Origin of the sequence: Mycobacterium sp. E2497, from assembly GCF_001668695.1 — a bacterium.
Lineage (GTDB): Bacteria > Actinomycetota > Actinomycetes > Mycobacteriales > Mycobacteriaceae > Mycobacterium.
The window spans coordinates 1-14354 of sequence record NZ_LZKD01000149.1; the positions used below are offsets into that span (position 1 = coordinate 1).

Consider the following 14354-nt stretch of genomic DNA (forward strand, 5'->3'; position numbering starts at 1 on the left):
AGCCGGTCTTCGCCGCGACCATCGCCGAGCTGGAACCGCTGATCGCTGCGGAATCGGGGTTCTCGGTCACCGCGGCCATGTCGGCGCCCGGGGTGGTGACCGGCATCGACCGGGTACAGCCGACGATCTTCGCGATGCAGGTCGCGCTGGCCGAGACGATGACGTCCTACGGCGTGCGCCCCGGCGCCGTCATCGGGCATTCCCTGGGTGAATCGGCGGCCGCGGTGGTCGCCGGCGGGCTGACGCTGCACGACGGGGTCCGCGTCATCTGCCGCCGCTCGAAACTGATGGCGCGGATCGCGGGTAGCGGCGCCATGGCGTCGGTGGAACTGCCCGGCCAGCAGGTGTTGTCGGAACTGTCCATTCGCGGGATCTCCGACGTCGTGCTGTCCGTGGTCGCCTCGCCGACGTCGACTGTCGTCGGCGGCGACGCGCGGGAAATCCGCGACCTGGTCGCGGCCTGGCAGGAGCAGGACATCATGGCGCGCGAGGTGGCGGTGGACGTGGCCTCGCACTCGCCGCAGGTGGAACCGATCCTCGACGAGCTCCTCGAGGCGCTCGACGGGCTCGAGCCCGTCGAACCGCAGGTTCCCTACTACTCGGCGACGCTGTGGAACCCGCGCGAACGGCCGTCGTTCACCGGCGACTATTGGGCCGAAAACCTGCGCTACACAGTGCGATTCGCGGCGGCCGTGCAGGCCGCCCTGAAGGACGGCTACCGGGTCTTCGGGGAACTGGCGCCGCATCCGCTGCTCACCCACGCCGTCGAGCAGAACGCCGGCGGCCTGGACATGCCCATCGCGGCGCTCGCCGCCATGCGCCGCGAGCAGGAGCTGCCGGCCGGGTTGCGCGGCTTCGTCGCCGACGTGCACAGCGCCGGCGCCGCGGTGGATTTCTCCGTGCAGTACCCCACCGGGCGTCTGGTGGACGCCCCGCTGCCGACCTGGACGCATCGCAGGCTGATGCTCAGCCGCGAGGCCACCGAGCAGGCGCAGGGCGCCGCCGTCCAGGCCGTCCATCCGCTGCTGGGCGCGCACGTGCACCTGCCCGAGGAACCCGAGCGCCACGTCTGGCAGGGGGACATCGGCACCGAGGCGCACCCCTGGCTCGGCGACCACCGAATCCACCACGTGGCCGCGCTGCCCGGCGCCGCCTACTGCGAGATGGCGCTGGCCGCCGCGCGCGCGGTTTTCGGCGAACGCTCCGAGGTGCGCGACGTCACGTTCGAGCAGACGCTGTTGCTGGACGACCGGACGCGGGCATCCTCGGCGGCGACGGTGGTCGCGCCCGCGGTCCTCGAGTTCACGGTGGACACCCACGACGAGGGCGAACGCGTGCGCCGGGCGGGCGCTGTCCTGCATGCCCTCGAGGAAGCGGACGGGCAGCCGGGCGCCCATGACATGGCCACCCTGATCGCCGATCACCCGTCCGGCATGGACGGCGCCGAATTGCGAAAGGCCTTCGACGCCATCGGGATTCAATACGGCACGGCCTTCTCGGGTCTGGCCGCGGCGCTCGTGGGCGACCCGGACGCCGGCACGGTGCTCGCCGAGGTGGCCCTTCCCGGTGCGATCCGTTCGCAGCAGTCGGGCTACGCCGTTCACCCCGCCCTGCTGGACGCGTGCTTCCAGTCGGTCGTCGTGCATCCCCGGGTGCAGGAGGCGGGCGCGGGCGGCCTGCTGTTGCCGGTCGGTGTGCGCAGGTTGCGCAGCTATTCCTCGACGCGCAATGCGCAATACTGCCTCGCCCGGGTGACGTCGTCGCGCCCCGGCGAGTGCGAGGCCGACCTCGACGTGCTGGACCCGGCCGGAACCGTGCTGTGCAGGATCGAGGGACTGCGGCTGGCCGGAGGGGTCTCCGAAGAGGAGCGGTCACACCGGCTGCTCAACGAGCGGTTGCTGACCATCGAATGGGAGGCCTCGCAACTCCCGGACCCGCCCGGCGGCGAGCCGGGTTCGTGGCTTCTGCTCAGCGCCTGCGACGTGGCGGACCCGGTGACGGCCCGACTGGGCGAGGCGTTGAATTGCGATGGCGCCCAATGCACCACGGTGTCTTTGCCGCTCGGCTCGGTGGCACCCGGTCGGTTGCGCGCGCTGCTGTCCGGCGCAGGCGAGCTGCCCTCGAATGGGCACGCGCCGCTGAAGGGCCTCACCGGTGTCGTCGTGGTGACCGCGCCGGGTGCCGGCGGCACCGACGAGAGCCGTCGCGGCCGCGACTACGTTTCGCACCTGGCGGCCGTCGCCCGTGAGCTCTCCGAGCTGCCCGGCGAGGCGCCCCGGCTTTTCGTGCTGACCCGCAACGCCGCGACCGTGGCCGCCGGCGACGTGGCAAACCTCGAGCAGGCCGGGCTGCGCGGACTGCTGCGGGTGATCGATTCCGAGCATCCGCACCTGAGCGTCACCCAGATCGACATCGACGCGGCGACCGAACCCAAACACGTTGCGCTGCAGTGCAAGAGCGGATCAGAAGAGGACGAGACCGCGTGGCGCGACGGCGAGTGGTACACCGCGCGGCTGCGGCCCGGGCCGCTGCGCCCGGCCGAACGGCGCAGCACGGTCGTCGATCACGGGCGCGACGGCATGCGCCTGCAGATCCGCATCCCGGGCGACCTCGAATCGCTGGAGTTCACCGCGGTCGACCGCGTGCCGCCGGGGCCCGGGGAGATCGAGGTCGCGGTGGCCGCGTCCACGATCAACTTCGCCGACGTGCTGGTGGCCTTCGGCCGCTATCCCACCTTCGAGGGCTACCGGCAGCAGCTGGGTGGGGACTTCGCCGGTGTGGTGACCGCCGTCGGCCCGGGCGTCACCGAGCACAAGGTCGGCGACCGGGTCGGCGGGCTGTCCCGGAACGGATGCTGGGGCACCTTCGTCCTCGCCGACGCCCGGCACGCGGTCACGCTGCCGGACGGCATGCAGCTGGACGACGCGGCGGCGGTGCCGACCGCGGCGGCGACCGCGTGGTACGGCCTGCACGACCTGGCCCGCATCGCGCCTACCGACAAGGTGCTGATCCACTCCGGCACCGGGGGAGTCGGGCAGGCCGCCATCGCGATCGCCAGGGCCGCGGGTTGCGAGGTGTTCGCGACGGCGGGTAGCCCGCAGCGCCGGCAACTGCTGCACGACATGGGGATTGAGCACGTCTACGATTCGCGCAGCACGGCGTTCGCCGACGAGATCCGCCGCGACACCGGCGGGTACGGCATCGACGTGGTGCTCAACTCGCTGCCCGGCGCCGCGCAGCGCGCGGGCATCGAGCTGCTGGCCTTCGGCGGGCGGTTCGTCGAGCTGGGCAAGCGCGACATCTACGGCGACACCCGCCTGGGGCTGTTCCCGTTCCGCCGGAACCTGTCGTTGTTCGCGGTCGATCTGGCACTGCTGACGTTCAGCCACCCCGAGACGGTCCGTCGCCTGCTGACCACCGTGTACCAACGCACGGCCGACGGCGAGCTGCCGCCACCGCGGACGACGCACTACCCGATCCACGATGCGGCCACCGCGGTCCGCCTGGTCGCCGCCGCCGGACACACGGGCAAGGTGGTGCTCGACGTGCCGCGCGCGGGGCGCACCGTGGCGGCGGTCCCCCCGGAGCAGGTGCGGCCGTTCCGCACCGACGGCGCCTACATCGTCACCGGCGGCCTGGGCGGCCTGGGCCTGTTCCTGGCCGCCGAGATGGCCGCCGGCGGCGCCGGGCGCATCTTGCTCAATTCGCGCTCGGCACCCGACGAGCGCGCGCGCCAAGCCATCGAGCGGCTGCGCGCCGCCGGGGCCGACATCGTGGTGGAGTGCGGCGACATCGTCGAGCCGGGCACGGCCGAACGCCTGGTCACGTCCGCGGGTGCGACCGGGCTGCCGGTACGCGGGGTGCTGCACGCGGCCGCGGTCGTGGAGGACGCGACGTTGACCAACGTCACCGACGAACTGATCGACCGGTGCTGGGCGCCGAAGGTTTACGGTGCCCGGCACCTGCAGCTGGCCTTGCAGGAAGGGCAAGCCCGCGAGCCACTGGACTGGTTCTGCGCGTTCTCCTCGGCCGCCGCCCTGGTCGGCTCCCCGGGGCAGGGCGCCTATGCGGCGGCCAACAGCTGGCTGGACGCGTTCGCGCACTGGCGCCGCGCCCAGGGCCTGCCGGGCACCACCATCGCGTGGGGCGCGTGGTCCGAGGTCGGGCGCGCCACGGCTCTGGCGGAAGACGCCGGCATCGCGATCACCCCGGCCGAGGGCTACCGCGCGTTCGAAACCCTGCTGCGCTACGACCGGCCCTACTCGGGCTACGCGCCGATCATGGGGACGCCGTGGCTGACGTCGTTCGCGCAGCGCAGCCGCTTCGCCGAGGAGTTCGGATCGGTGGCCCAGGGCAGACCGGACACGGGCAAATTCCTGGCCGAACTCAAGGCGCTGCCCCGCGAGGAGTGGCCCTCCGCCATCCGTCGGCTGGTCTCCGGCCAGATCAGCCTGTTGCTGCGGCGCACGATCGATCCCGACCGCCCGCTGTCCGATTACGGCCTGGACTCGCTCGGCAACCTGGAGCTGCGAACCCGGATCGAAACCGAAACGGGTGTGCGCGTGAGCCCCACCAAGATCACGACGGTGCGTGACTTGGCCGAGCACTTGTGCGACGAGTTGGCCGCTGCCGAGACCGCGTCGTCGGCGTCCTGACCCAAGCGGCCGGCCTCTGCGGAGGAAGCGTCGCCGTGAGCGCAACGGCCATCACGGCGACATTCAACTCATCGTGGTGCTAACCGGCCCCGATGGGCCGGGGCAGGCCGGCACCTGAGGCGACGGTCACCGGCAGGTCGTGGAGGCCGACCGGGACGGCGGCGCGGTGGCGGTGCAGTGGAAAACTCCTGTAAATTGGCCATCTTAAGTAGAAGACCGGCGACAGCCCGGTTTGACCGGCGGGCGACCCGGTGAGGGTCGTCAGGAGAGTTTCCCGAGAGCGTGGAGCTGAGCATGTCGAACAACATCACCTGGCATGAACACCACATCAGTCGCAGCAGCCGCGAGAAACTCAACGGGCATCGGGGTTGCGTCCTGTGGTTCACCGGTCTCAGCGGCAGCGGTAAGAGCACGGTGGCCAACACCGTCGAGCAGAAGCTCTACGAGCGGGGTGTCCGAAGCTATCTCCTCGACGGGGACAACGTCCGTTATGGGCTCAACGCCGGACCGGAGACCCTCGAACCACGGCATGGGGTCGAGTTCGCCAAGAGGTTCGGGCTGGGCTTCTCCGCGGAAGATCGCGAAGAGAACATTCGCCGCATCGGGGCCGTCTCGAAGCTGTTCTGTGAGGCCGGTGTCATCGCTTTGACGGCTTTCATCAGTCCCTACCGGCGCGATCGCGACGCGGTGCGGGAAACGCTCGTCGAAGGCGACTTCCAGGAGATCTTCATCGATACCCCGCTCGAGATCTGCGAAAGGCGCGACCCCAAGGGGCTGTACAAGAAGGCCCGGGCGGGGGAGATCAAGGGATTCACCGGGATCGACGATCCCTACGAGGCCCCGGTCCAACCGGAACTGCGACTCGCGGGCGGTCACAAGGACGCGGACACACTGGCCGAGGAGGTGATTGCCCACCTCGAGAAGGTCGGCGTCGTCCCGGCCCTCGCGCGCAGCCGCGACGGTGCCCTCGAGGTCTAGGGGTCTAGGAATCGGAACAGGCGCCGGACTGTTCGAAGAAAGTGTTGGGCGGCGAAACGAGGGGCATCAGATGAGCTACACGGGTCACAACGGCAAGCCGATCGTGGAGCGGGTATCCACCGAAAACGCGGCCGGCCGGATCCAGGGCCTGGCGCGAGTGCCCATATCGAAGGCGACCGCGCACGAGGTCATCAGCCTGTCCTACGGGTTCTTCACGCCGCTCACCGGGTTCATGGGGCGGCAAGAGGTCGATACCACGCTGGACAAGTTGGCGCTGCCCGACGGCACGCTGTGGAGCATCCCGATCGTCTTCGACCTGTCGGCGGACGACATCGAGAGGCTGGGCGTCGACGAGGGCTCCGGCGTGGTGCTGGAATACCTCGACGTCCCCCTCGCCATCCTCGACGTCACCGAGATCTACGAGTACGACCTGCAGCGCCTGGCCGAGAAGACTTACGGCACAACGGACCCACGGCACCCGGGCGTGAAGAAGACGCTGGCGTACGAGAACCGGTTCGTGGCCGGAGACATCACGCTCATCAACGAGCCGGTGTTCAACGAGCCCTTCAAGAGCTTTTGGCTCACGCCCAAGCAGCACCACGACGCGCTCGCGGAGAAGAATTGGAACCACGTCGTGGCCCATCAGACCCGCAACGTCCCACACACCGGCCACGAGGCGCTGATGAAGCAGGCGTGGCTGGCCGCCAATGAGGACCAGCCCGTCGACGAATTGAACACCGGAGTGCTCGTCAACGCCATCATCGGGCAGAAGCGGGTGGGCGACTACATCGACGAGGCGATCCTGTTGACCCAGGACGCGCTGAGGACCAGCGGCTACTTCCGGGAAGACGTCCACAAGGTGACCTTCACGTTGTGGGACATGCGCTACGCCGGACCGAGGGAGGCGATCTTCCACGCCATCCTGCGGACCAACCTCGGCTGCACGCACCATATGTTCGGGCGCGACCACGCCGGCGTCGGCGACTTCTACCATCCCTACGACTCGCAGAACCTCCTTCAGGACCACCGCTCGGAGCTGGACATCAAACCGGTGTTCCTCCGGGAGAATTGGTACTGCCCCGAATGCCGCGAAGTGACCAACTCGGCGCTGTGCGGCCACGACGCCAAGGCGCAGAGCTTCAGCGGAAGCCTGATCCGAAGCATCCTCACCGACGAGGTGAAGCCGACGCAGCAGGTCATGCGGCACGAGGTGTTCGAGGTGGTGCTTCAGGCCGCCGCCGAGTACGGCCAGGGCTCGCCGTTCGTCACCGAGGAGTACCTGAGGGACCGGCTGCCCGTGTTCACCCTGAACCAGTTGGAGGGGGCCGACTCGTGAGCGGCGAGGAGAACAAGATCAAGGTCAACGTGTGGATCAACGAGGAGCGGCTCGAGGCGCTGGCGAAGGCCGGAATGGCCGACTCGGCGAAGGAAGCGTTCGCAGGCATGAAGCTTCTGGAGATCTACACCACCGAAGAGCAGAAAGACGTTGTCCTGCAACGCTTTCCGGGGGCAAAATACGACTCCGCCACCACCAAGTCCATCGAGTTGCTACCCAAGAAGGTCAAGGACAGGCTGTTGCAGTTGTCCATCGCGCTGCACTCCACGGGCCCTGACGTGATGGACAGCTTCCTTGCCGAATCGCAACCCTAGCGGGGCGCGTCCGCTCAGGCGTCCAACCGGGTGAACTGCTGGCGGCGGTACTGCTCGACGCAGGCGGCGCGACGGATCTTGCCGCTCGTCGTGGTGGGGATGGAACCCGGGGGCACCAGCACGAGATCGGCGACATTGAGGCCGTGCGAGCTCGAAATCGCCGCGGTGACATCGTTTTTGACGGTGTCGAGCCGGCGCAACGCGTCCTCGGCGGAATCGCCGCGCTTCTTCCATTCGATGATGGTCACCAGCTTTTCGGACTCGTCCACCGCGACGGAGATCGCCGCGACCCGGCCCCCGGTGATCTGTTGGACCGTCGACTCGATGTCCTCGGGATAGTGGTTGCGCCCGTACACGATCAGTAGATCCTTCATCCGGCCCACGATGAACATCTCGCCCTCGGAGACGAAGCCGAGATCACCGGTGCGCAGCCACGGTCCCGCGGGCGTGCCCGGTGACGGGTCGGTCACGGTGCCGCCGAAGGTGCGCTCGGTTTCCTCCGGCTTCCGCCAATAGCCGCCGGCCACGTTCTCGCCGTGCACCCAGATTTCGCCGACCGTCCCCGGCGGGCGTTCCCTGCCGGTGTCCGGGTCGACGATCCGCACCGCCGGCGACCTCGGCGTGCCATAGCTGAGTAGCGGTGAGCCGGTTTGCGCCGAACACCGTTGCGCCGCCCCCTCCGACAACCGCTCGGGTTCGAAGTGAACGACCTCCGGGGCGCCGCCCCGGGTGCGGCTGGCGACGTAGACGGTCGCCTCCGCGAGGCCGTAGGAGGGGCGCATCATGTGATCGCGGAAGTTGTACGGGGCGAACCGTTTACAGAATCGGTCCAGCGTGGCGGGATGGATGCGCTCGGCGCCGCTGATGATGCCAAGCACGTTGCCCAGGTCGACGCCGTCCAGGTCGGCATCCGACGTCTTGCGGGTGGCCAGCTCGAAGGCGAAGTTGGGCGCCGCCGACATCACCGGTGCGCCGTTGGCCATCGCGTGGATCCACCGCGCCGGGCGCTGCAGGAAGGCCACCGGGCTCGTCAGGTCACCGCGGTAGCCACCCAGGATCGGCGCGATCACGCCGAGCACGAAACCCATGTCGTGATAGAAGGGCAGCCACGACACCACGGTCGTGTCGCGCGGCGGGACGCCGTTGGCCTCGACGAAATAGTCGGCCATCAGCTGCTGGAAGTTCACCTGAAGGTTGCGGTGCGAGATCATCACCCCGGCGGGCAGCCGAGTGGATCCGGAGGTGTACTGCAGGTACGCCGTGCCTGGGGCGCCGCTCACCCGGATGCTCGGAGCGCCCGCATCGTCCAAATCGAGGGCGTCGACCTCGACGACGGCCGGCGTGGCCGTCGAGCCCGGTTGCCGGAGGTGGTCGGAGACGGCTCCGGCGGCCGCGGACGTGGTGAGGACGACGGTGGGTGTGGTGTCGGCCAGGACGGCGCTCACCCGTTCGTCGTGCGAGCCGGCCGCGGGTACCGACAGCGGGACCGCGATCAGCCCGGCCTGCATCGCGCCCAGGAACGCCACGATGTAGGCCAGCCCTTGGGGAGCGAGGATCACGGCGCGGTCGCCCACGGCCCCATGCCGCCTGACCGCGTGCGCGACGTTCAGCGTCCGCCGGTACAGCTGCGCCCACGTCAACGCCTCGGTGACGCCCGCCCAATCCTGCTCGTAGTCGGTGTAGCGGAACGCCACGTCGTCGGGCTGGAGCCCGGCGCGTTCACGCAGCAGGGCGACCACGGACGCGTTCTGCATGCGCGTTAGGTTACCGCCTCGCCCCGGGGCCCACCCGGCAGTCGCAAGCCCACCGAAAACAGCAGCCGCACCTCGGGATCGGCCAACGACGTCGACAACAACCTCTCGATGCGGCGCACGCGGTAGCGAACGGTGTTGGGATGCACGTGCAGCGACCGCGCGGCGGCCGCGACGTCGCCGAAGTCGTCCAGATACACCCGCAGGGTCTCGGCCAGCACCGGTTCCCGGGCGCGCAGCTCGGCGATGCGCGGATCGACCAGCCGGTCTTCGCGGCCGACCAGGGCCAGGATCTCGTCGAGCAGGACGGTGGTGCGCGCCTCGGCCAGCGACGTCACCTGTGGCATCGAAACCGGATGGCGCGCAGCGCTGTCCAGCACGCGGTCCAGTTCGGCGCGCGCCGCGGCGATCCCGGCCAGGCCGGTGACGGGAGCGGCGATGGCGGCCCGCAACTGCACCCCGAGCTCGGCGCGCATCGCCGCGACGGTGCCGCGCACCCACGAGTTGACCGAACGGGTCTGCGTCTGGGGCAGCAGCACATAGATCCGCGATCCGCGCGAGGCCACCTGGGCATCGCTCCGAAAGGCGCTGGCGCTCAACGCCATCACGTCGGCCAACCGCGCCTGGCGGGGCGTGCCGTCGGCCGCGGCGTCGGCGGTGTCCCAGCCGATCAGCGCCGCGTCGCCGTCGGGGGTGACGCCGAGTTCGCGCGCGACGGCGGCCGGGTCGGGTTCGCCGTCGATCAGGCCCAGCAGCTGCTGCACCCGCCGCGCGTGCGTGGACGGCCGCGCCGCCAACCGCGCCATGATCCGCGCGGCGAGCACCGCCGCACCGCGCAGCATCTGCTCGGCGTCATCGGCCAACGGCTGCGAGCCCTGCTGCACCCAGATGGTGCCGGCGAACGTCGGCGGTCGCCGCGCGTCCAACGCGGGCTGGTAGATCCCGACGGCCAGCCGCGGCCGCAGGCCCAACTCGGGACGTTCGGCCACGCGCACCACCTGATCGCCGGCCCGCAGCGCATCGAAAATGCCCCACTGGCCGATCCATTCGAGATGCGCGGGCGGCCCCGCCCGGCCCAGGATGGACAGGCGGCGCAGCTCGTCGGCTTCGTCGTTGGAGGCCGAATACGCCAACACGTGCGACTGGGCGTTCTCGATGCTGACCATGCCGTGGATGCGATCGGCCAGCGACTGCGCCAAGCCGAACAGGTCGGTGCCCGAGTCCTCGGTCTCGTCGGCGCGGTCGCCGTGATGCTCGAGCACGTGACTGACCAACTGATAGAGCCGTTCCCAGCGGGCCCGCGGTTCGACGGCGACCACCGCCGAGCCGGCCCCCACCGCCGCATTCACCAAGGCGTTCGAGGGTTCCTTGGCGAAGACCGCCACCGGCACCCGCTCGCGGGCCTGCTTGCTCACCCAGCGCAGCGCCTCGTCGTCGGCGACCCCCAGCAGGAAGAACGCGTCGGACGACCCCACGGCCGCCGCGAGTCCGAGCCGCACGTCGTCGCCGTCGATCAGCGCGGCGGAAGTCACCGGAAGATCCAGGCCCCGCGGCGCTTCGACCAGGCTGACCAGCGTCGCGTCCAGCGCCAACAACAGCTGACCCAGCCCCACACCGGCCATTGTCCGATCGTACTATCAGAGGGCGACCATGCTGTCCGATCGGCTAATTCCGTGGGGCGCCGCGGCGAGGATCCTGGCGGCATGGACGCGATAACCCAGGTGCCGCTGCCGGCCAACGAGCCGGTCCACGACTACGCGCCGCAATCCCCGGAACGCGACCGGCTGCGTGCCGAGCTGGCCGCGCTGGCCGACCACCCGATCGACCTCCCGCACGTCATCGGCGGCAGACACCGGATGGGCGACGGTGATCGCATCGACGTCGTCCAACCGCACCGGCACGCCGCCACGCTGGGCACCCTGACCAACGCCGTGCACGCCGACGCGGCGGCGGCGATCGACGCCGCCATGGCCGCGAAACCCGCCTGGGCGGCAATGCCTTTCGACGAGCGCGCGGCGGTGTTCCTGCGCGCCGCGGACCTGCTGGCCGGGCCGTGGCGGGAGAAGATCGCCGCCGCGACCATGCTGGGCCAATCCAAGTCCGTCTACCAGGCCGAGATCGACTCGCCCTGCGAGCAGGTCGACTTCTGGCGCTTCAACGTGGAGTTCGCGCGCCAGATCCTGGCGCAGCAGCCGATCAGCGGGCCCGGCGAATGGAATCGCAGTGACTATCGCCCGCTCGACGGATTCGTCTACGCCATCACGCCGTTCAACTTCACCTCCATAGCGGGCAACCTGCCGACCGCGCCGGCGCTGATGGGCAACACCGTCGTGTGGAAGCCGTCGATCACGCAGACCCTGTCGGCCTACCTGACCATGCGGCTGCTGGAGGCCGCGGGGCTGCCGCCCGGCGTCATCAACCTCGTCACCGGCGACGGGTTCGCGGTGTCCGACGTTGCGCTGGCCGACCCGCGGCTGGCCGGCATCCACTTCACCGGGTCCACCGGCACCTTCCAGCGCCTGTGGCAGCAGGTGGGCGCCAATATCGGTCGCTACCACAGCTATCCGCGGCTGGTCGGCGAGACCGGCGGCAAGGACTTCGTGGTGGCGCACCCTTCGGCGCGGCCGGATGTGCTGCGCACCGCGCTGATTCGCGGTGCGTTCGACTACCAGGGCCAGAAATGCTCGGCGGCGTCGCGGGCGTTCATCCCGCACTCGGTGTGGCGGCGCATCGGCGACGACTTCCTGGGCCAGACCGCCGCGCTGCGCTACGGCGACGTCACCGACCTGACCAACTACGGCGGGGCGCTGATCGACGAGCGGGCGTTCGCCAAGAACGTCGAGGCGATCGAGCGGGCGAAGAGCGCCGCCCACGTCACCATCGCGGTGGGCGGCGAATACGACGACAGCGTCGGCTATTTCGTACGTCCCACGGTGCTGCTGTCCGACGACCCGGCCGACGAGTCGTTCGCCACCGAGTATTTCGGTCCGCTGCTTTCGGTGCACGTGTACCCCGACGACGACTACCAACGCATCCTCGGCGTGATCGACGGTGGCTCGCGGTACGCGCTGACGGGCGCGGTCATCGCCGATGATCGCGGGGCGGTGCTGGCCGCGCAGGAGCGCCTGCGCTTCGCCGCCGGGAACTTCTACGTCAACGACAAACCCACGGGCGCGGTCGTCGGGCGCCAGCCGTTCGGTGGTTCGCGTGGCTCGGGCACCAACGACAAGGCCGGCTCGGTGCTGAACCTGTTGCGCTGGACGTCGGCCCGCACCATCAAGGAGACGTTCGTCCCGGCGACCCACCATACCTACCCGCACATGGCGGCCGAGTGATGACCGGCGTGTTCGCCAGCACGCTGCGCCCGGCGATCATGGCCGCCAGCCGGCGACCGGGATTGCGCCGGGCCGCCGAAGGCCTGCCCATCACCCGTCGGGTGGTGCACCGCTTCGTTCCCGGCGAGACCATCGACAGCGCGCTGGGCAGCGTTGCGGCGCTTCGTGGTTCGGGCCGGTGCGTCAGCCTCGACTACCTCGGTGAAGACGTCACCGACGCCGGCGCCGCCAACTCGGCGGTGGCGGTGTATCGGGACCTGATCGACCGGCTGGCCCGGTTCGGCGATGACGCGGCCGACCGGCCGCTCGAGGTGTCGCTGAAGCTGTCGGCCCTGGGGCAGGCGCTGGGTCGCGACGGTGAGAAGATCGCCCGGGAGAACGCCTTCGCGATCTGCGAAGCGGCGCAGCGCGCCGGCGTGTGGGTGACGGTGGACGCCGAGGACCACACGACGACGGACTCCACGCTGGCGATCGTGCGCGATCTGCGGAACGACTTCTCTTGGCTGGGCGTGGCGTTGCAGGCCTACCTGCGGCGCACGTTGGGCGATTGCCGGGAATTCGCCGACGCCGGGGCGCGAATCCGGTTGTGCAAGGGCGCCTACGACGAACCGGCGGCGGTGGCCTATCGCGACCCCGCCGCGGTGACCGATTCCTACCTGCGTTGCCTGCGGGTGTTGATGGCCGGTTCGGGCTACCCCATGGTGGCTTCCCACGACCCGGCGATCATCGAGGAGGTGCCCGCGCTGGCCCGCGAAGTGGGTCGGGATACAACGGATTTCGAGTATCAGATGCTGTACGGCATCCGCGATGGGGAGCAGCGACGGCTCGCCGACTCCGGCAACCGGGTCCGCGTTTACGTGCCGTTCGGCACCCAGTGGTACGGCTACTTCATGCGCCGCCTGGCCGAGCGGCCCGCGAACCTGACGTTCTTCCTGCGGGCGCTGGCGCAGCGCGGGCACTGAGTGGGAGCTCACGGCTTTGCGTGTGCCGTCAGGGCGGCGACACGCCGACGATCACCGCCCTGTCCGCACAGTCAAAGCCCTGGGCGCACACTCGAGGCGCGGGCGTTGAGCCATAGCGACGGTGGGGCGTCTGGTGGCCAATCAGGCTGCCTGGCTTGGTGGCTGACGACCGTCGCCCCGGAGACAGCCGAAATTTGTCGGTGGTCGCTGCGATGATGTGGTTATGTCTTTTACCGCCTCGCCTCCGGCTGCAGTTACCCCTGCCGAGCGCCTGGATGGGTTGTTCGAGGAGTTGGCGGAGTTGGCGGGTCAGCGCAATGCGATTGATGGGCGCATCGTGGAGATCGTCGCTGAGTTGGATCGCGACGAGCTCTGTGGTGTCACGGGTGCGCGCTCGGTGGCGGCGTTGGTGGCCTGGAAGCTGGGCTTGTCGTCGGCGAATGCCCACACGATTAGCACCGTGGCACACCGGCTGCAGGAGTTTCCGCGGTGTGCCCAGGGCCTGCGGGAGGGTCGGCTGTCGCTGGATCAGGTCGGGGTCATCGCCGCGCAAGCGGGTGAGGGGTCTGATGAGCATTACGCGCAGTTGGCGCGGGTCGCCACGGTCAACCAGCTGCGTACCGCGGTCAAGCTGGAACCGCGACCCGAACCTCAGACTCGGCCGCAACCGCAGCCGGCGATCACCAAGACCGCTGATGAGGAGTTCACCTGCTGGCGCATCAGGCTGCCGCACGTGGACGCGGCGAAGTTCGACGCCGCCTTGGCCTCTCATCGGGATGCGCTGATCGCCGAATGGAAACACGACCGCGACAACGACGACATCCCAGCGGAGATCGCACCGCCACTGCCGGGCACCGTCGAGGCGTTCATGCGCCTGGTCGAGACCGGGTGGGATGCCGAGGCGGCCCGCCGGCCGCACGGGCAGCACACCACGGTGGTGGTGCACCTCGATGTCGAGCAGCCCGCCGCCGCGCTGCATCTGGGTCCGCTGCTCACCGAGGATGACCGCCGCTACCTGACCTG

At 69.7% G+C, this 14354-nt stretch carries 9 protein-coding genes; 7 read left to right on the forward strand and 2 right to left on the reverse strand.

The window, feature by feature from the left end:
• The 4 genes from pks2 to A5713_RS13585 form a co-directional block, all read left to right on the forward strand.
• Nucleotides 1-4655, forward strand: a 4655-nt coding sequence (gene pks2, locus A5713_RS13570; protein ID WP_068096177.1) for a type I polyketide synthase, incomplete at its 5' end; no start/stop codon positions are given.
• Between the two features lie 294 nt (nucleotides 4656-4949).
• Entirely contained in the window at nucleotides 4950-5633 is a 684-nt protein-coding gene (cysC, locus tag A5713_RS13575) for an adenylyl-sulfate kinase (protein WP_068096190.1), read from the forward strand.
• Between the two features lie 70 nt (nucleotides 5634-5703).
• On the forward strand, nucleotides 5704-6969 hold the full coding sequence (gene sat, locus A5713_RS13580; RefSeq protein WP_068096179.1) for a sulfate adenylyltransferase: 1266 nt from the start codon (nucleotides 5704-5706) through the stop codon (nucleotides 6967-6969).
• Entirely contained in the window at nucleotides 6966-7283 is a 318-nt protein-coding gene (locus A5713_RS13585) for a hypothetical protein (RefSeq protein ID WP_068096181.1), read from the forward strand. The genes sat and A5713_RS13585 overlap by 4 nt, the downstream gene beginning before the upstream one ends.
• 14 nt (nucleotides 7284-7297) lie before the next feature.
• Here the strand turns inward: A5713_RS13585 and fadD21 are convergent, their stop codons facing one another.
• A complete protein-coding gene (gene fadD21 / locus A5713_RS13590) occupies nucleotides 7298-9037 on the reverse strand; it encodes a fatty-acid--AMP ligase FAAL21/FadD21 (RefSeq protein WP_068096184.1) in 1740 nt (579 codons plus the stop codon).
• Between the two features lie 5 nt (nucleotides 9038-9042).
• Nucleotides 9043-10656 carry a CdaR family transcriptional regulator gene (locus tag A5713_RS13595; RefSeq protein WP_068096186.1) on the reverse strand — a complete coding sequence of 538 codons (1614 nt, stop codon included), beginning with the start codon at nucleotides 10654-10656 and terminating at the stop codon, nucleotides 9043-9045.
• 81 nt (nucleotides 10657-10737) lie between these two features.
• Between A5713_RS13595 and pruA the strand changes: the two genes are divergently transcribed.
• From pruA to A5713_RS13610, 3 genes are all read left to right on the forward strand, one after another.
• Nucleotides 10738-12369 (forward strand): L-glutamate gamma-semialdehyde dehydrogenase, encoded by a 1632-nt coding sequence (gene pruA / locus A5713_RS13600; protein WP_068096192.1) that lies wholly within the window; start codon nucleotides 10738-10740, stop codon nucleotides 12367-12369.
• Nucleotides 12369-13331, forward strand: coding sequence for a proline dehydrogenase family protein (locus tag A5713_RS13605; protein WP_068096188.1), 963 nt, complete (start codon nucleotides 12369-12371; stop codon nucleotides 13329-13331). The genes pruA and A5713_RS13605 overlap by 1 nt, the downstream gene beginning before the upstream one ends.
• A 223-nt stretch (nucleotides 13332-13554) precedes the next feature.
• On the forward strand, nucleotides 13555-14354 hold an 800-nt coding region (locus A5713_RS13610; RefSeq protein WP_156751875.1), incomplete at its 3' end, for a DUF222 domain-containing protein.

What these genes read in the sequence shown, in the direction of transcription:
- A5713_RS13605 (WP_068096188.1), top strand. Translation starts at nt 12,369, where the DNA reads ATGACCGGCGTGTTCGCCAGCACGCTGCGCCCGGCGATCATGGCCGCC.
- A5713_RS13595 (WP_068096186.1), bottom strand. Translation starts at nt 10,656, where the DNA reads ATGGCCGGTGTGGGGCTGGGTCAGCTGTTGTTGGCGCTGGACGCGACG.
- sat (WP_068096179.1), top strand. Translation starts at nt 5,704, where the DNA reads ATGAGCTACACGGGTCACAACGGCAAGCCGATCGTGGAGCGGGTATCC.
- pruA (WP_068096192.1), top strand. Translation starts at nt 10,738, where the DNA reads ATGGACGCGATAACCCAGGTGCCGCTGCCGGCCAACGAGCCGGTCCAC.
- fadD21 (WP_068096184.1), bottom strand. Translation starts at nt 9,037, where the DNA reads ATGCAGAACGCGTCCGTGGTCGCCCTGCTGCGTGAACGCGCCGGGCTC.
- cysC (WP_068096190.1), top strand. Translation starts at nt 4,950, where the DNA reads ATGTCGAACAACATCACCTGGCATGAACACCACATCAGTCGCAGCAGC.